Source organism: Paenarthrobacter histidinolovorans (assembly GCF_014647595.1).
Lineage (GTDB): Bacteria > Actinomycetota > Actinomycetes > Actinomycetales > Micrococcaceae > Arthrobacter > Arthrobacter histidinolovorans.
In genome coordinates, this window is the sequence record NZ_BMPM01000008.1 from 197,336 (window position 1) to 212,532 (window position 15,197).

20 protein-coding genes and 1 pseudogene are annotated in these 15,197 nt (G+C 63.3%); 10 read left to right on the top strand and 11 right to left on the bottom strand.

Annotation, left to right across the window (positions count from 1 at the left end; genetic code table 11):
• Positions 1-30 precede the first annotated feature (30 nt).
• A complete protein-coding gene (locus IEY62_RS17735; RefSeq protein ID WP_189020295.1) occupies positions 31-429 on the bottom strand; it encodes a nuclear transport factor 2 family protein in 399 nt (132 codons plus the stop codon).
• Positions 430-638: 209 nt separating this feature from the next.
• Here IEY62_RS17735 and IEY62_RS17740 point away from each other — a divergent pair, with 209 nt between their 5' ends.
• Entirely contained in the window at positions 639-935 is a 297-nt protein-coding gene (locus IEY62_RS17740; protein WP_229785422.1) for a DUF3040 domain-containing protein, read from the top strand.
• Positions 936-1,000: 65 nt separating this feature from the next.
• Here the strand turns inward: IEY62_RS17740 and IEY62_RS17745 are convergent, their stop codons facing one another.
• Together IEY62_RS17745 and IEY62_RS17750 are read right to left on the bottom strand one after the other, a co-directional pair.
• Positions 1,001-1,423 (bottom strand): hypothetical protein, encoded by a 423-nt coding sequence (locus IEY62_RS17745; protein ID WP_189020297.1) that lies wholly within the window; start codon positions 1,421-1,423, stop codon positions 1,001-1,003.
• A 61-nt stretch (positions 1,424-1,484) separates the two neighbouring features.
• Entirely contained in the window at positions 1,485-2,135 is a 651-nt protein-coding gene (locus tag IEY62_RS17750; protein WP_189020299.1) for a CG0192-related protein, read from the bottom strand.
• Positions 2,136-2,242: 107 nt separating this feature from the next.
• On the opposite strand from IEY62_RS17750, the gene IEY62_RS17755 reads away from it, so the two are divergent.
• From IEY62_RS17755 to IEY62_RS17780, 6 genes are all read left to right on the top strand, one after another.
• Positions 2,243-2,593 carry a hypothetical protein gene (locus IEY62_RS17755; protein ID WP_189020301.1) on the top strand — a complete coding sequence of 117 codons (351 nt, stop codon included), beginning with the start codon at positions 2,243-2,245 and terminating at the stop codon, positions 2,591-2,593.
• Positions 2,594-2,722: 129 nt separating this feature from the next.
• The gene (locus IEY62_RS17760; RefSeq protein ID WP_189020303.1) at positions 2,723-3,523 is read left to right on the top strand and encodes a GNAT family N-acetyltransferase; all 801 of its coding nucleotides are present in this window, start codon (positions 2,723-2,725) and stop codon (positions 3,521-3,523) included.
• A 164-nt stretch (positions 3,524-3,687) separates the two neighbouring features.
• On the top strand, positions 3,688-4,353 hold the full coding sequence (locus IEY62_RS17765; RefSeq protein ID WP_189020305.1) for a GntR family transcriptional regulator: 666 nt from the start codon (positions 3,688-3,690) through the stop codon (positions 4,351-4,353).
• Positions 4,350-5,528, top strand: coding sequence for an MFS transporter (locus tag IEY62_RS17770; RefSeq protein ID WP_189020307.1), 1,179 nt, complete (start codon positions 4,350-4,352; stop codon positions 5,526-5,528). Before IEY62_RS17765 ends, IEY62_RS17770 begins: the two co-directional genes overlap by 4 nt.
• A gap of 68 nt (positions 5,529-5,596) precedes the next feature.
• A complete protein-coding gene (locus IEY62_RS17775) occupies positions 5,597-5,896 on the top strand; it encodes a hypothetical protein (protein ID WP_189020309.1) in 300 nt (99 codons plus the stop codon).
• Positions 5,893-6,045 carry a hypothetical protein gene (locus IEY62_RS17780; RefSeq protein ID WP_189020312.1) on the top strand — a complete coding sequence of 51 codons (153 nt, stop codon included), beginning with the start codon at positions 5,893-5,895 and terminating at the stop codon, positions 6,043-6,045. The genes IEY62_RS17775 and IEY62_RS17780 overlap by 4 nt, the downstream gene beginning before the upstream one ends.
• Positions 6,046-6,056: 11 nt before the next feature.
• On the opposite strand, the gene IEY62_RS17785 is transcribed toward IEY62_RS17780, so the two are convergent.
• A complete protein-coding gene (locus IEY62_RS17785) occupies positions 6,057-9,506 on the bottom strand; it encodes a DEAD/DEAH box helicase (RefSeq protein ID WP_189020314.1) in 3,450 nt (1,149 codons plus the stop codon).
• A 165-nt stretch (positions 9,507-9,671) separates the two neighbouring features.
• Here IEY62_RS17785 and IEY62_RS17790 point away from each other — a divergent pair, with 165 nt between their 5' ends.
• The gene (locus IEY62_RS17790) at positions 9,672-10,520 is read left to right on the top strand and encodes a DMP19 family protein (RefSeq protein ID WP_189020316.1); all 849 of its coding nucleotides are present in this window, start codon (positions 9,672-9,674) and stop codon (positions 10,518-10,520) included.
• A gap of 136 nt (positions 10,521-10,656) precedes the next feature.
• On the opposite strand, the gene IEY62_RS17795 is transcribed toward IEY62_RS17790, so the two are convergent.
• A complete protein-coding gene (locus IEY62_RS17795; protein ID WP_189020359.1) occupies positions 10,657-10,854 on the bottom strand; it encodes a hypothetical protein in 198 nt (65 codons plus the stop codon).
• 56 nt (positions 10,855-10,910) lie between these two features.
• Entirely contained in the window at positions 10,911-11,450 is a 540-nt protein-coding gene (locus IEY62_RS17800; protein ID WP_189020355.1) for a COG4315 family predicted lipoprotein, read from the bottom strand.
• A gap of 158 nt (positions 11,451-11,608) precedes the next feature.
• Here IEY62_RS17800 and IEY62_RS17805 point away from each other — a divergent pair, with 158 nt between their 5' ends.
• Both IEY62_RS17805 and IEY62_RS17810 read left to right on the top strand, forming a co-directional pair.
• Positions 11,609-12,106: a sigma-70 family RNA polymerase sigma factor gene (locus tag IEY62_RS17805; RefSeq protein ID WP_189020318.1), complete on the top strand. Its 498-nt coding sequence runs from the start codon at positions 11,609-11,611 to the stop codon at positions 12,104-12,106.
• A complete protein-coding gene (locus tag IEY62_RS17810; RefSeq protein WP_189020320.1) occupies positions 12,103-12,774 on the top strand; it encodes an anti-sigma factor family protein in 672 nt (223 codons plus the stop codon). Before IEY62_RS17805 ends, IEY62_RS17810 begins: the two co-directional genes overlap by 4 nt.
• 2 nt (positions 12,775-12,776) lie before the next feature.
• Here the strand turns inward: IEY62_RS17810 and IEY62_RS17815 are convergent, their stop codons facing one another.
• The 5 genes and pseudogenes from IEY62_RS17815 to IEY62_RS21740 all read right to left on the bottom strand — a co-directional run.
• Positions 12,777-13,262, bottom strand: coding sequence for an SRPBCC family protein (locus tag IEY62_RS17815; RefSeq protein WP_189020322.1), 486 nt, complete (start codon positions 13,260-13,262; stop codon positions 12,777-12,779).
• Complete coding sequence (locus IEY62_RS17820; protein ID WP_189020324.1) at positions 13,262-13,654, bottom strand: hypothetical protein; 393 nt, start codon at positions 13,652-13,654, stop codon at positions 13,262-13,264. Before IEY62_RS17820 ends, IEY62_RS17815 begins: the two co-directional genes overlap by 1 nt.
• A gap of 21 nt (positions 13,655-13,675) precedes the next feature.
• Positions 13,676-14,581 (bottom strand): tRNA (guanosine(46)-N7)-methyltransferase TrmB, encoded by a 906-nt coding sequence (gene trmB, locus IEY62_RS17825; protein WP_189020327.1) that lies wholly within the window; start codon positions 14,579-14,581, stop codon positions 13,676-13,678.
• A 218-nt stretch (positions 14,582-14,799) separates the two neighbouring features.
• Positions 14,800-14,961 (bottom strand): LPXTG cell wall anchor domain-containing protein, encoded by a 162-nt coding sequence (locus tag IEY62_RS17830; RefSeq protein ID WP_189020329.1) that lies wholly within the window; start codon positions 14,959-14,961, stop codon positions 14,800-14,802.
• Positions 14,933-15,197: pseudogene (locus IEY62_RS21740) on the bottom strand (hypothetical protein); the annotation flags it as partial. The gene IEY62_RS17830 and the pseudogene IEY62_RS21740, both read right to left, overlap by 29 nt.

Consider the following 15,197-nt stretch of genomic DNA (forward strand, 5'->3'; position numbering starts at 1 on the left):
CCGTGCGGTATTGGTCAGGAGAACACCCACTCAGTCTGCCACTGTATCGCCGTGTCTGTGCGCTACTTTCCATTGGCCATCCTCGCGACGGTAAACCTGGGTTGCCCTGAGGGTATAAGTTCGGGGGGTCCCATTGAGGGTGGCCGAGGTATGTTCCAGGCCGGCTGTGTAAGCCATGTCCCCGATGACGTCGCAGGCCTGCAATTCGAACTCGTAGGACGTGCAATCCGAGAAGCTGGCGCCCAGGGCCGTGAAGAGTTCATTGAGCTCATCCTGCCCATAAGCGTTCCGGAAGGCGCCGAGCACGCTTACCGGTTCCTTGCGGGACCACAGGGCCCGGCGTGGTTCCGGGTCGCCGTTGTGAAGGGCCAGTTCTGCCTGGTAGAGGGCGGATTTGATCCATCTCAGAAATTCTTCTTTGTCGCTCATGCAGCCAGTATGCTCGCAGGGCGTCAGCTGGTGAAGGAGCTTTTGCGGTCTTATCCGTGCCCTGATTCCCGCGTGGTTCATGGCGTGATTCTGCCCGGTTGAGCAGTGGCTGGAAGGCCGGATCGGGAAGATAATGAAGGCAGAGCACGGCAGGCAGCGTCCGTGCCAGGTAACTGAGCAGCAATGCCGGGACGGGCAAGCCTGCTCGCGTGGTGAGGAAGAGTCCGGTGTCCTTGTCGGATGAGGAGCGCAGGAGCTTGGAAGAGCTGGAGCAGGACCTGGCTGCGACAGATCCAGACCTCGCGCATGAGCTGACGTCGGGCCGCCTTCGTGGAACCAAGGCCCGCACCACCTTTGGTGTGCTTGGCGTGCTTTGCGGATTCGTGATGGTGATCGCGGGGATCGTCACCCAACTCCTGGTGCTGGGTGTGGTGGGCTTCCTGTTGGCTGGCTCGGGAGCGTACCTGCTTTTCGCCGGGACGTCGTTTCGACGACGCGTCGGATAACGCTGCACTGGTCGGCCAGTGCAGAAACTTCAGCCAGTGCAGAAACTTCAGCCAGTGCAGAAACTTCAGGGAACCGGCGGTACGGGCGGCTGAACCGGGGCCTCCGGCGCCTTGATCGGTTCAGGTTCGCCGGGAGGCATCATCGTCCGCCATGCCAGCACGGCTCCGGCGCCGATGACGGCCGCCAGGAGTGCAATCAGCCAGCCCCAGGGACGTGCAGTGGGCTTCCCGGCCTGACGGGACAGTACGCGCGTTGCCCTCTTCACGGCCCTGGAGGCAGTGCGCCGGGCGTCTTTGGCGGTCTTCTTGTTCCCGGTGAGTGTGAGCATGACGCCATGAACCACGGACGGGACATCGGCGTGGTTGATCCGGGCCAAGGCCCACCGCACCACGGCATCGGTCTGTGAGCTGGTTCCGTCTGCTGCGTGGGTTACCCATTCCCGCGCAAGATCCTGGACTGCAGGAAAGATGCTCTGCGGTTTGTACATTGCGCGCCCCTAACGGAGAGATGGCCCCGTGAGCCAGCCTACGCCGTGGGCCGGCACGCAACTAGTCCCGGATTACGGCGGCCAGCTCTACAGGCTTGTCCAAACCCGCCCATTGTCCACTCAGGATCAGTTCGTGGTGAAGTTCCGGTGCCGAGGCGGTGGTGGCTGATGCGTCGGCTGCCACGTCCACCACCCGTGCAACCTTCAATTTCAGCCCACCCGCGTCGATGATCGTGACGCCGCTGCCCGAGACCGGAGCCGAGGCACTCAAGGCGGGCACGCCGCCGTCGAGCGTTCCGCTGCCCTTCACCGTGACGCTGCTGGGGCGGGGGTCAGACTCGCCTTCTACCAGCAGGGCTGCCTGTTCCTGCCCGGTGAGGATGGCCGTGGCAAGGGCTTTGACGTAGACGGGGTCGGCGCAGGCGTCGTATACCCAGCGCTTGCCGAGGACCGAATGTTCCATGGTGCCGATCAGCCATTCGTCTGCGCCACCCAGTTCGTGGCCGCGATAGCTCAGGGGAACCTGGTAGATCCGCTCGCCCGCAGCCACCACGTGTGTTTCGAGGCCTACCTCGCCGGCGGGATCGTCGAAGCGGTAGGCGCCGATGAGTTCGGGGGTGCCGTCCTGGATGAACCACGGCTGCGTCGGCAGATAGTCAGCGATGATTTCGAGCTTGGTGGGGGACAGGTTTGCTTTGTGTATGATCGCCATGTCCCCCAGCCTAGGGCAGCCCGGATCCTGCCTCTAAGCAGGGTCCGATGCGTGGGCTCGGCTCTGCTCTGTTTACAATCAAAGGGACGTCGACCACTGAGGGAATCATGAAGAAACTCACCACTGTCCTGATCGCTGCCGGGCTGCTTGTCTCCGCTTCCGCTTGTTCCGCTCAGCAACAGCTGACCACCAAGGAGACCTGCGACCGCGTGAACGTCGCCGCGGCCGGCGGTATTTCGCAAAACCCCAGCCGGACCCTTTCAACCCGCGCAGCAAACGCCGTCCGACCCATTGAGTCTGTGGCGTCCGACGACATGAAGCCTGTGGTCACCGCCATCCTGGAGTACCTGGACGAGCAGTCGAAGGAGAACCCGAATGAAGAACGTATGGGTGAACTGACTACCAACTTCCAGGAAGCTGGAGCCAAGTTCGGCCAGCTCTGCGGCGCCGGGCAGTAGCTTTTTAGCCACCCCCCAGCCCGATTCGTTGCTTGGCTGCGGATTCCATGCTGCGCACGGCATGTCCGGCAGCGAACCAACGAATCGGGCAACCCCTGCTTCCCAGCGCGCTTGAAGTAGGCTCTCCGAATGACTCAATCCGATGTAAAGCAGCGCCTTCTCGCAGCCTATGACCAGCAGCTCCGCACGGACGCGGAGACCTCGGATGCCCTCACGGTCACCGGGAATGGTCCGCTTCGCTTGGCCACCTTCGTGGGCGGGCGCGGGTTCATCACCTACCGGAACCTGGGTGGGGCGGATCCGGAAGGCATTCGTCGCCTGGTTGCTGAAGCCATCGCCTACTTCGAAGACCAGCCAGGCATCAGCCGGGTGGAGTGGAAGACGCGCGGGCATGATGATGCCCCGGGTCTCCACGAAGCGCTCCTGGCCAACGGCTTCACCGCTGACCCGCCCGAATCGATCATGATCGGTGAGGCCCGGGCGTTGAGCGCTGATGTGCCGCTTCCCGACGGCGTGACGTTGCGTCGCGTCGTCGACGAACCGGACGTGCGGGCGATGACAGCCATGCAGGACGAAGTCTTCGGCGAGCCAGTGTCGAATGACATGGCGGACGCGCTGCTGCATCGGATGACGCTGGACGACACCATGGAACTGTGGGTGGCCGAAGCTGACGGCCGGATCATCAGTGCCGGGCGTCTGGATCCTGTTGCCGGAACAGATTTTGCCGGCATCTGGGGCGGGGCAACCCGTCCGGAGTGGCGCGGCCGTGGGATTTACCGTGCGCTGACTGCCCGCCGCGCCCAGTCAGCGTTGGCGAAGGGCAAGGCATTCATTCAGAGCGACTCAACCGAGTTCTCGCGCCCGATTCTGGAACGCTCGGGACTGGTCAAGGTTTCGACGACGACGCCGTACCGCTGGGTGCGCAGCTGACCTCCCCGCCTCCTCCTCCCCCCTCCCCCCGCAAACAGCAACGCGGGGTCACTTATGGCCCATGTTGGGGGCATTAATGGGCCATATCTGACCCCGCGTTGCTTGGGGGAGGGCTGCCGTGTATAGATGTATACAAGTACACCTTCTCAATTTTGGCGGCACCATTGGCAGACCCACAACCTCGGAATACCGGAGCGCACCTCGTTTACAGCGAGTTGAAGAGGCGGATACTCAGCCTGGAACTCAAACCCGGGGAGCGCATTTACGAGCCCGCGATGGCCACGGAGCTCCAGGTCAGCCGCACCCCGCTCCGGGAAGCGATCCGTCGGCTGATCTCCGAAAGCCTGCTTGAGCAGCAACCCACTGGTGGAGTGCTTGTGCCGCTGCTCGACGCGAAAGCCATTTCAGAGTTGTACGACGTCCGGGCGGCCCTGGAGTCACTGATGGCACGGGAAGCATGCGCCAACGCCACCGCGAATGACCTTGATGAGCTTCGGGGGATCGTAGCCCGCAACGCCGCGATGGTGGAGTTTCCTGACGAAGCCATGAAGTACGGGGTTGCCCTGCACGCCGCGATCGTGAGGATCGCAGGAAACTCCTGGGCCCGGCGCTTTCACGAGCAAATCGCCAGCCAGGTTGAGCGCTACAGGTACTTCACCAACAACGCTCCCGAACGCCGCGATGAAGCACTTGCCAATCACCGGTTACTGGTGGACGCCATTGCCGCCAAGGACGCGGAAAAGGCAGCCCGGATTGCGTTCGACCACGTCATCGGTGCCCGGGACGAGACGTTGCGGGCCATCTCCCGCAAGGGCCTCGACGTCCAATGATCGGCGAACTCGGCCGACGCTCGTCCACAGCGCTGCTTATCCACTCGGCTCTGATCCAGGCGGTGACCTTCCTTGTCCGGCCAGCGGCCACTTATCGTGCCCTTGAACTTGACGTTCCGCCGTTTGCGCTGGGTGTCCTGGCAGCCAGCTATGCGGTTTTCCCGTTGCTGCTTGCGCTCCCCATCGGCGGACTTGTGGACAGATTGGGTGAGCGTCGCCTTATGGCGATCGGGGCCGCCGTCGTTCTTGGTTGTTCTGCTTTCCTGCTGTTCTGGGGGTCGTCGGTGGCTGCGCTGGTGGCCGGAACGGCGCTTCTTGGCGCGGGGCAGTTGGCGTGCGTGGTGGGGCAACAAGCGGTGGTGGCGAACAACGCAGCGTCGTCGCGTTTGGACTCGGCATTCGGGTATCTGACGTTCGCGGCCTCACTGGGCCAGGCCCTCGGCCCGTTGGCTATCTCCGTGGTGGGCGGCCTCTCCGTACATCCCAACACCCAGGCTATCTTTATTCTTTCGGTGGGTATGAGCCTGGTGCTGTTTTTGACCACGTTCCTGATTTCGCGCAAGGTCAGCGGCCGGACAAGCAAAGTAAAAGCCAAGAACGCGGCCAAGGGCGGCGCGATCGCGTTGCTGGGAACGCCGGGCGTCGTCCGGGCCCTCGCCACGAGCGCCACTGTCCTGGCCGTCGTCGACCTGACGGTCGTTTACCTCCCGGCTCTCGGCGCCGAACGCGGTCTGACGGCGGCAACGGTGGGTCTGATGTTGACCGTCCGTGCTTTGTTCTCCATGGTTTCGCGCATTGGCCTGGGCAGCATGTCGCGCAAGCTGGGACGGATGAGGCTCCTTGTCCTGAGCCTGGCCATCTCCACCGTTGCCTTGGCTGTGGCTGCCATCCCGATGCCCGCGTGGCTGTTGTTCGTTGTCACGGCGTTCCTGGGCTTGGGGCTGGGAATAGGGCAGCCGCTCACCATGTCCTGGCTCTCAGCCCAGGCCCCCGCCGGTCAAAGGGGTCGCGCGTTGGCCCTGCGTTTGGCGGGTAACAGGGTTGGCCAAGTGGTGCTGCCCAGTGCGATCGGGGTTGTTGCGGTGGGCCTGGGCGCGGCGGGAGTGTTCCTTGCATCAGCGGCTGCCGTGGGCGGGACGATGCTGTTGCTGCGGGGTGTTCGGCTGGACGACTGATTTCTCCGTCATGTTCTGCCCTTTCACCGCACTGCTTGTTAAGCGGGAAAGTAAGGGGGCAGTTCCCAGTGAAACAAAGCACTGTGTTCACGATGTCGGATCCGGATGCCTTGCCGGTGCGGTACTACAAGGCGTGGGAGTACTTCCTGCCGGGCGATGAAGTCGACGTGAAGCTACGTGGCGCTGACTCCCAGACAGGGCAGGTGGTTGATGTCATGCCTGACGGCACGGGGGTCTGGGTGTACGTCCACGGCGTAGGTCGTCGATTGTTCAGCGTTGAAGACGCTGTGGAAATCACGGTCACGGACCCGGCCAGGCGTCCGGACATTACGGTGAATTCGGCGGACGAGGCTCGGGAGAAGAAGTGAAGTCACAACTGTTGGCATCCGCAGGCGCGCTGATGGTGGGCGGCGCCGTTGCCTACGTGTCCGGCCCCGTGCTTGGTACGGCTATGGGTCTCGCCGTTTTTGCCGGCGCCCTGCAGGACATCAAACGGCGCCGGCGCAAGCGTGAATAGCCAACCCGGCGTTATTCCGCGAACAGGGCCGCCAGGTCGTCCGCCGTCAACGAGCCACCTGCCAAAGCATCGCCCTCCATCACATCCGCGAACAGCTGCGACTTCTTGGCCTTCAACGCCATGACCTTCTCCTCGATGGTGTCCTTGGCAACCAACCTGTAGACCATGACGTTCCGCGCTTGCCCAATGCGGTGCGTGCGGTCCACGGCCTGGGCCTCGGAAGCAGGGTTCCACCAAGGATCCAGGAGGAACACGTAGTCGGCCTCGGTCAGGTTCAGCCCGAATCCACCGGCCTTCAGCGAAATCAGGAACACCGGCGCTGAACCGTTCTTGAACTCGCTCACCACGTCGCCGCGGTTACGCGTGCTGCCATCGAGGTAGCAATACTCCACACCTTCCTCGTCCAGACGCTCGCGGACTTTCCCAAGGAATCCGGTGAACTGGCTGAAGATCAGCGTGCGGTGGCCTTCGGAAATAACATCTTCCAGTTGCTCAAACAACACGTCGAGCTTGGATGACCGCACACCGGACAGCGAAGAATCCACCAGCGACGCATCCAGGCTCAACTGCCGGAGCAAGGTCAAGGACTGGAAGATCGTGAAGCGGTTCTTGTTGACGTCGTCGATCAGTCCCAGGATCTTCTGCCGCTCACGCTGCAAGTGGGTCTGGTAGACCTTCTGGTGCCGCGGGTTCAGCACCACTTCAAGGACCTGCTCCTGCTTGGGCGGCAGGTCCTTGATGACTTGCTCCTTGGTGCGGCGCATCATGAGCGGACGGACACGACGGCGGAGCTTGCCCAGTTGCGCCGAGTCACCGTTCTTTTCAACCGGCTTTTGGTAGTTCTCGGCGAACCTCTTGGGGCTCGGGAACAGGCCCGGCGCCACGATCGACGTCAGCGCCCAGAACTCCATGAGGTTGTTTTCCAGCGGGGTGCCGGTGATCGCCAGCTTGAACCTTGCCGGCAGCTTCCGGGCACACTGGTACGCCTTGGATTGGTGGTTCTTCACGAACTGGGCTTCGTCCAGCATCAGCCCGGCCCACTGGAACGACGCGTAGGCGTCGTAGTCAATGCGGAACAGTGCGTAGGAAGTGATGACGACATCGGCACCCGTCAACGCTTCCGACGGCGACAGGCCGCTCTTGGCAAAAGTCTCACCAACGGTGCGGACCACCAGACCAGGAGCAAAGCGTTCCGCTTCGAGCGCCCAGTTGCTGACCACACTGGTGGGCGCAACCACCAGGAAAGGCGCCCGTGGGACCACATCAACTGACGCTCCCTGTGCGGCGGCGGCAGTCTCGGCGACCATCTCCTTCGCCGCGCACATCAGTGCGATGGCCTGCACGGTCTTACCGAGGCCCATGTCGTCGGCCAGCACGCCCCCGAGGCTGTGCTTGTACAGGAAGCTGAGCCAGTTGAAACCCTCCAACTGATACGGACGCAGTTCCGCGTTAAGGCTGGCCGGCAGCGGAAGCCCGGTCACGCCGTCGTCGAGCAGTCCCCCCACGGCTTCACGCCAAGCGGCGGCCTGTTCGTCCACGATCCCCAGCTGGGCAAGCTCGTCCCAGAGCCCGGCCTGGAAGCGGCTGATCTGCAGGGTGCCGTCCTTGTTGTCCGGGTTGTCCTGCAGGGAGCGCGCCTCGTCGATCAGGGCGCGCAGTTGGTGGAGTTCGGGCAGGTCCAGCGAGAAGTAGGCGCCACTGGGCAGCAGCATGCGGCTCATCCCGGCTGCGAGCGCCGAGAACACGGCGGCGAATGAGACGGGTTCGCCTTCCAGCGTGATGACGATGCCGAGGTCGAACCAGTCACCGCTGGCGGTTTCCTTGGTGGAGATGGACACTACGGGTGCTTCGGCGGCTTCGCGGTAGTCGGCGATGTCACCTGAGGTTTCCACAACGACGTCGGGCAGTTCCCTGAGCGCGGGCAGGACCTCTTCGGTGAACGCCAGGGTGTCCAGGCCGCCCAGTTCCGCGGTGGCTGCCAGACGCGGAGCACCCCAGCCGCCGGTGGCGGACTCGGCCAGCGCCGGCACCACATCCCACGGCCGTCCAAGTGACTCCAGAATCCGGGCTTCTTCAAGATCATCCCGGTAGCCGCGGTCGTCGGGGTGGCGCCACAGCGGCTGGGCCGTGACGAGGGTGCCGGACTTGTAGTGCCATTCCCAGTGCAGCCGGACCTTGTGGTCGTTGCCGTAGTTGGCCAGCAGGGACAGGGTGGGAACTGCCAGCGTGGGCAGTTCGACGGACTTGTCAGCGGCCTGCACGGGCGTGGATTGCCGCAGCTTCGGATAGAACGAGGTGAGGAAGCGGCTCTCGTCCTCCGCCGGAATCCGGAGTGTTTGGCCATCCATGACGAACTCCAGGAGCTCATCGCTGACGCCGCCCTCAATCGGGGCCAGGGTGATCAGGTTCTTCTGCTGCGGCACACCGGGCAGGGTTTCGCCGCCGTGGGTGAAGAAGATGCCGTTGGCCGGCTTGCCCAGGAATCCAACGGTTCCGGGGTCCACCGCTTCACCGCCGAGGGTGACCGACGGCGCGAGCTGCAGGCCGCCGTCGGGCGTTGTGTTTTCGGTTCCGTCCGCGTCCAGGCGCGCCAAACTGAGTCCGACGACGGCGGGTTGGGTCTCGACGCGGACAGGCTCGCTCCCAGCGGAGTGGATGAGTGGGATGCCGGCTTTGGCGGCGTCGGCCAGGAGGGTCCACAGGTTCTTGGCGGCGAAGTCGTTGAGGCTGAGCCACATTGCGCCCGAAGGTTGTTGCCGCCCGTTGCTTGAGCCGTGGGCTGCCAGGAACGTCTGAAGCCATTCGACGTGGACTTCATTGAATTCGCGGCGGAAACTGACGTAGCTGAGGTTGTTCCACGAGACGTCGCCGCGGATCCACTTGCCTTTGGCGCCCATCATGACGGGCCGGGCCTTGAGCTGGCGGACGCTGCGCATTGGGTCGCGCCGCCCTGTGTAGGAGAAGTGGGCTGCCGGTTCTTCCACCTCGAACTGGAGTGCCAGTGGGATCCCTGCGGCGCTGGGCGCGGTGCCGGGCTTGGCGATCAGCCTGTTGAGAGCTTGTTCCCAGGCGGGCCGGGCAGAGCCGCCTTGCTGGCTTGAGCCCAGACGCGAGGTTTGGATTCCCGGCGCCTGCGACAGGAGCTGGGCACGGATGGTGGGGTGGTCCTCTGCGGTGAAGAGCAAGGCTGCCACGTGCTTGCAGTCCTTCCGGACCGGGCAGCTGCAGATACCCACCGTGCAGCTCCAGCCAGCGGGCTTACGGACCAGTTTGGCCGACGTCGAATAGGGTTGCGGACCGCTGCCCCGGACCTTGCCCAGGAGAAGGCCGGTAGCCGGATCGAAGGAAATTCCGCTCACGCGGCTGCCCATGGCATAGGCCAATCCGGCCGCCAGGGAGCGGTCGTTGATGGCTGGAGTCTGAATGGCCAGTTCCCAGGATTCGTCTGTGTGGGACGGCATGCGTCGGGCTACTTTCGGCAGGAGGTTATCTGCTCAATCTTAGTCAGCAGAAAACAGCTCCCAAACTTCGCCCTCCGTTAACCTCAACCTCGATTGCCGCGCCGCTCCCACGCGTACGTTGAAAGTGTCCGGAGCACCATCAGCTTTCAGCAGTGAGGATTTCCCATGACTACCAACGAGTACCCCGTCGTCCTGAACAAGACCAGCTTCGAAGCCGGCAATGCGGATGTTGTGGATTCCAACGTCACGGTGGTGAACCACATGTACCAGGAGCTCCTTAATAGCGACGAAATCGCGACCCCTGCGCTCAACAGCTACTTCGTGGACTTCTACCTGACGCAGGCACTGTCCGGCGGCTTTGCGCAGTACGTCTTCACCGCTCCGGAGCGTGAGGAAGTTGATGCGTATGTCCGTGCCGGCCTCGAAGCCATGGGTGCCGAGCGTCATTTGGACCTTTTCAACCGCACCGCTTCGACGTTTGACGCGCTGACGGAAGAGGAAGCCGAGGCCTACCTGGACGGCGAGCTGGATGAATCCGAGACGCCTGTTCCCGCGGTTGTTGCGCTGGACGAACTCGACGGCGAGTTCGAAGCCTTGCTGGAGGAGGAGGACATCATCGAGCTCAACGGCGCGTACCTGCGCGACCAGTCCGAACTGTTGGTCCTCACGGACGAGGAAATTGAGGCACACATCGCTGCCCGTGTGGCCCGAATCCCGGATCTGGCCGAGCGACAGGCCGAGGCCGAGGAAGAAGCCCTGGCCAACGCCCCGGAGTTCGAGGTCATCATCCGCGAGTTGTGCGATGTGGCCGGCTACTCCTTGGAGAAGATCACCATGGGCGATCCCAACTACGAGCACGACGGCGTCAAGACCCTCGCCTGGCACTTCTCCACCGACCACGGGGACTACCTCATGATCGAGGACGACGAGGAAGCCTTCATGATCCACCCGGAGACGAAGGAAATCATCGCCGCCGTGGAGTTCGAAGAGTCCGAGGAATTCGTGGACGCTTAGACCTCTCCACCGGGATCGCCGGGATCGCCGGGATCGCCGGAACGCTGCGGATTCGCCGGAGTTTTCCGGCGTTCTCGACGCGCTCCGGCGTTCTCGACGCGCTCCGGCGATCTGGTCGCGCTCCGGCGCTCCCGGGCTAGGTGGTTTTGGCGCGGTTGAGCTTGACGAAGCCCCAAACGATGGATGCCTGCCAACAGGCGAGCAGGCCAATCCAGATCCAGTCAAAGCCGCGGTTTGCCGCGTTGATGGCCATGGCTACGACGCCCAAGGTCCAAGCCACCTCTTGCAGGGCCAGAAATCCCAGGTTCGGCGGATTCTTGCTCTTGTCTGCCATTTTCCCTCCCCAATGAGTAACTGGCAGTCTAACCGACCGGCGAATTCGCCCGGGCCTCAGTAGCCGGCCGCCGCTGCGCCCTTGATCATCTCCCCGCTCGGGCTGATGAGGTACCAGACACCGCCCACGCCTTGCCCTGTAACATCGCCTGCGGCTTTATCCTTGGCGTAGTAGTACAGGGGCATTCCGTTAAGGGTGACCTGCTTCTTCCCGTCAGGCGTTGCGATGGTTCCAACAGTTCCGCTGACGCCGTCAACGACGGGGGCGTCCGACGTCGTGGTGAAGACGGGCCAAGCCTGTAGGCAAGCGCCCGTGCATGCGCTGGTTCCTGAATCCTTCACGTCCTTGGTGAAGATGTAGAGGCTCATGCCTTTGCTGTCCACCACGATCTGCCCGGCGCTGGATGAAGCTGTTTTCATCTCAGCACCAGCTGCTGTACTGGATGCTGCGGTACTGGAGGCTGCCGCGCTGGAGGCCGGAGACGAGGAAGCTGCGGGCGGGGGAGTGGAAGTACTTGTTCCCGAACTGCCCCCGCACCCCGCCAGTGCTGCCGCAACGATCAGTGCACCCAGCCCAAAGCCAACTCCGTTTTTCATGCCCAGGTTTTTCATGTCCAGCTCCTTGAGATGAGCCGGTCGGGATGGGCCGGCGCTAACCCCTACGACGCCGGCGGGGCGAGAATGGTTCATGGTTGCTGAACCTTCTTGGGCCTCGGTGCGTCGTATAGGCCAGAGGCTGCGAAAGGGAGGTGCCGATGCCGTTGGACGAAGACGTGGTGGCTGCGATGTATCGCGATCACGGCACGGCCCTGAAACGGTTTGTGGTCAGCTGTACCTCGGACGCACATCAGGCCGACGACGTAGTGCAGGAAACCATCCTCCGGGTCTGGCAGCACGCACCACAAATCACAGGAAGCCTGCGTAGCTACCTGTTCAGGACGGCCAGGAACGTCATCATCGACAACTATCGCAAAGCCCAGCGGCGTCCGCACGAGACCGGTGAGTACGACCTCCCTGACAACGCTGCCACCGAACGCGTTGACGAGCTCCTGAACCGGGTACTCATGGAGGAGGCGCTGCTCCGGCTCAGCGTCGAACACCGCGAGGTCCTGGTGGCCTTGCACTATCGGCGGTTCACCGTGGTGGAAGCGGCACTGCAGCTGAACATCCCGGCCGGAACAGTGAAATCCCGGGCTTTCTACGCGGTGAAAGCCCTCCGAACAATCCTCGATGAGATGGGGGTGGAACGATGAACGGCGACTCCGTCCACCAATTGCTGGGCGCCTACCTCCTGGGTGGGCTGGAACCCGAGGAATCCCGCGCTTTTGAGTACCACCTTGAGTCATGCGCGCAATGCCGGCGGGAAGTTGAGGAACTCGCGAGCCTCCCGGCACTCCTGGACGCCGTGCCCGCTGCCGACGCTGTTGCCCTCACCGCCGCAGGTGCTGCGTCCCTTGCTCCGCTGGCGATGGAACCCGAGCCGCTTCCTGACAAGGTCCTGGTTGACCTGGCGGCCCGCAGAAGGAAATCACGACGCCGGTGGGCAGCTTTTGTGGGGGCCGTCGCCGCTGCGTGCCTGGCCGTAGGAATCCTGGCCGGGCCCCTGTTCAACCAGCCTTCGAAGCCGGATGCGAGCTATTCGGTGCAAGCGGACGGAGGTTTGCAGCTCACGGTGGGCATGGTCAAGAAAACGTGGGGAACAGAGCTTGAAGTCGAGGGTCGGAGCATGCCGCTTGAAGGCACTCTCTACCTGTGGGTCAAGGGCCGCGACGGCGCCGAAGAACGCACCTGCGGATGGACAGCCACACCAAGTGGCCGGATCAAAATCACCGGTGCCACACCAGTTCAGTTGGCAGGCATCGCCGGGGTCGAGCTCCGTGACGAGGCCCAGAAGACGGTGGCATCGATTTCGGTGCCTTGAAGCTAGGCGTCCGTCGCTTGGGCCTTCAGCTCAGCCACCAACGCAGGGTCCTCGCAAGCACGGGCGAAAGCTTCGATCCGTCGTTCAATCTCGCGGCCCAAAAGCCAACTGCCGATTCTCTCCGCCACCGGCCTGATGAAAGCCGGGCGGCAGGAAAAGGTGTACTTCCAGACTGCCCGGGTGCCGCCGTCGTCCGGAGTGAACCGCCAGCCGCCGCCAAAGTTCCCAAAGAACCACGGACCGGAAACCATGGTCATGCCCACGTTGCGCGGGGGAGTGTACGAAACGTACTCGCTGACCATCTTCAATCCCATGCGCGAAACCGTCCGGGTCCGCACGCCCTTTCCCGCTGCTTGGGCGCCGTCCATGAAGGCCTGGGCGGAAATAAAGGGATCCCACTTGAGCCGAAACGCGCCCGTCGTCTGGGAGAGGGCAAAAGCTGTTTCAGGATCCAGCCGGATGAACCGTTCTGCGCGTACCTGTGGCATCAGAACCCCTGCCCTGATCCGAGCACCAGGAACACCATGAAGGCCACGCCAAAAACGTTGATTGCCATGATGGCCAGGCCGATGATCCCCGTGACACGGCCCGCGTTCATGCGTCCGGCACGGAACACGGCTATCAGCCCACTGACCACGGCAACGATGGCCAGCAGGACCGCTATCCCGGCCAGGACCAGGGCACCGATCCACCAAGCATCGTTGCCCGGGTTGTAACGGCTCATCGCCGATGCGACGGCCGCTATGCCCAAGGGAATACTGACCACGGCGGCGATGGGCGACAGGACGGCCGAGACAATGCTGGTGATGCCGGCACCCAGGCCGCGGGTGCCGGATTGTGGTGGTTGCTGGTAGTAGTCGACCGGTGGCTGGTAGCTCATGATTCCCCCAAAGTCCGTTGGCTAAAGCTTGCGGTACGTGAGGTCGAAGATCATGCGTCCGGCCTCATGGGCTTTGTTCTCAAAACTGGTGCGGATACGGCCATCGAACCGGGGAGCCCAGCCGCCTTCTTCATCCACACCCTCATTCGGGCCGGTGTGCTCGGTACTGACCGGCGCCCGGCCTTCCCTGACGGGCGCACCGCCCACAACGGATTCGACGCCGGACTGCCACACCTGGGTCAGGGGGCTCTCCTCACCGCTGCGCTCGCCTTCGTGCATGTTCTCGAACTCCGTGGATTCGGCCAGAACTTCGCGGACGTGCACGGCGTAGTTGGACCAGTCCGTGGCAATTCTCCAGTAGCCGCCCTTTTGGAGGGCCTTGGCAGCAACGGAGGCGAAAGCCGGCTGGATGAGCCTGCGTTTGTGGTGGCGTGACTTGTGCCATGGGTCCGGGAAGAACACCCACAGTTCGCTGACCGACCCTGCGGGCAGCATGGATTCGAGGACCTCGGGTGCGTTGGCTTCCACCACGCGCACGTTGGTCAGGCCGCGGCTGTTGATCTTGATGATCGTGTTTGCCAGCCCAGGCGTGTAAACCTCTACGGCAAGGAAGTCCTTGTCCGGGTTTTGCTCGGCTGCGTGAACCACGGCGTCACCCAATCCGGAACCGATCTCGACAATCAAGGGCGCTTTGCGCCCGAAGACAGCCTCGGCGTCGAAGGTGTAATCCGGGTGCACGGACGTGTTGGCGACATGGCGGGGGACCTGGATAGCCCAACGCTCCGCGTGTTCTTCCCAGGCCGCCTGCCTCCGACCCTGCAGTCGTGTACCGCGGCGCACGAAACTGACCGGCCGGCCTCCGTAGGTACCGAAGGAAGCCTGGCTGCCGGGCGTGATTGGTCGCGGGGAATCTGGGGTTTCACTCATCGTTTCCAGAATACTTGGGTTCGGGATGGGGCTCTGCAGAGCAGGCTGGGACGGCAGACGATTCGGCGGGTGCCTCGCAAACCTCGGTTATCCACGAGATTCGTCGCGTGCTGTTACATCCCCTGTGCGCCCACCCTCCACGCGAAAACAGGTATGGCCCGCAAACCAGGGCTTGCGGGCCATACCTGTTGAGTCAACCTTGGCCGACTCTTATGCGTTTAGCTGTGACGGGAGGCTGCCCTCCTGCGGGTCAAGAGCAGCAGGACCAGACCGAAGACCAGCAGCGCTGCAGCGGCAGTGACGTAAGGAGCCAACTGTGCGCCAGTGTTGGCGAGGTCTCCACCTGGGGCATCAGCCGCAGGTGATTCCGTGCCCGGCATTTCGGTTGGGTTCGAAGTTTCGGACGGGATAGGAGTCCCCGTCGGGGTCTCCGAGGGTGCTGGCGTCTCCGTCGGGGTTTCCGAGGGGGTTTCCGAAGGAGTGTCCGAAGGGGTGGGCGTCGGGGTCGGCGTCTCTGTCGGGGTTTCCGAGGGGGTGGGCGTCGGGGTCGGCGTCTCTGTCGGGGTTTCCGAGGGGGTGGGCGTCGGGGTCGGCGTCTCTGTCGGGGTTTCCGAGG

Bases quoted from the DNA above. Each gene is read 5' to 3' on its own strand.
- IEY62_RS17735 (WP_189020295.1), bottom strand. From the start codon at position 429: ATGAGCGACAAAGAAGAATTTCTGAGATGGATCAAATCCGCCCTCTAC.
- IEY62_RS17745 (WP_189020297.1), bottom strand. From the start codon at position 1,423: ATGTACAAACCGCAGAGCATCTTTCCTGCAGTCCAGGATCTTGCGCGG.
- IEY62_RS17750 (WP_189020299.1), bottom strand. From the start codon at position 2,135: ATGGCGATCATACACAAAGCAAACCTGTCCCCCACCAAGCTCGAAATC.
- IEY62_RS17755 (WP_189020301.1), top strand. From the start codon at position 2,243: ATGAAGAAACTCACCACTGTCCTGATCGCTGCCGGGCTGCTTGTCTCC.
- IEY62_RS17760 (WP_189020303.1), top strand. From the start codon at position 2,723: ATGACTCAATCCGATGTAAAGCAGCGCCTTCTCGCAGCCTATGACCAG.
- IEY62_RS17770 (WP_189020307.1), top strand. From the start codon at position 4,350: ATGATCGGCGAACTCGGCCGACGCTCGTCCACAGCGCTGCTTATCCAC.
- IEY62_RS17785 (WP_189020314.1), bottom strand. From the start codon at position 9,506: ATGCCGTCCCACACAGACGAATCCTGGGAACTGGCCATTCAGACTCCA.
- IEY62_RS17790 (WP_189020316.1), top strand. From the start codon at position 9,672: ATGACTACCAACGAGTACCCCGTCGTCCTGAACAAGACCAGCTTCGAA.
- IEY62_RS17795 (WP_189020359.1), bottom strand. From the start codon at position 10,854: ATGGCAGACAAGAGCAAGAATCCGCCGAACCTGGGATTTCTGGCCCTG.
- IEY62_RS17800 (WP_189020355.1), bottom strand. From the start codon at position 11,450: ATGAAAAACGGAGTTGGCTTTGGGCTGGGTGCACTGATCGTTGCGGCA.
- IEY62_RS17805 (WP_189020318.1), top strand. From the start codon at position 11,609: ATGCCGTTGGACGAAGACGTGGTGGCTGCGATGTATCGCGATCACGGC.
- IEY62_RS17810 (WP_189020320.1), top strand. From the start codon at position 12,103: ATGAACGGCGACTCCGTCCACCAATTGCTGGGCGCCTACCTCCTGGGT.
- IEY62_RS17815 (WP_189020322.1), bottom strand. From the start codon at position 13,262: ATGCCACAGGTACGCGCAGAACGGTTCATCCGGCTGGATCCTGAAACA.
- IEY62_RS17820 (WP_189020324.1), bottom strand. From the start codon at position 13,654: ATGAGCTACCAGCCACCGGTCGACTACTACCAGCAACCACCACAATCC.
- trmB (WP_189020327.1), bottom strand. From the start codon at position 14,581: ATGAGTGAAACCCCAGATTCCCCGCGACCAATCACGCCCGGCAGCCAG.
- IEY62_RS17830 (WP_189020329.1), bottom strand. From the start codon at position 14,961: ATGCCGGGCACGGAATCACCTGCGGCTGATGCCCCAGGTGGAGACCTC.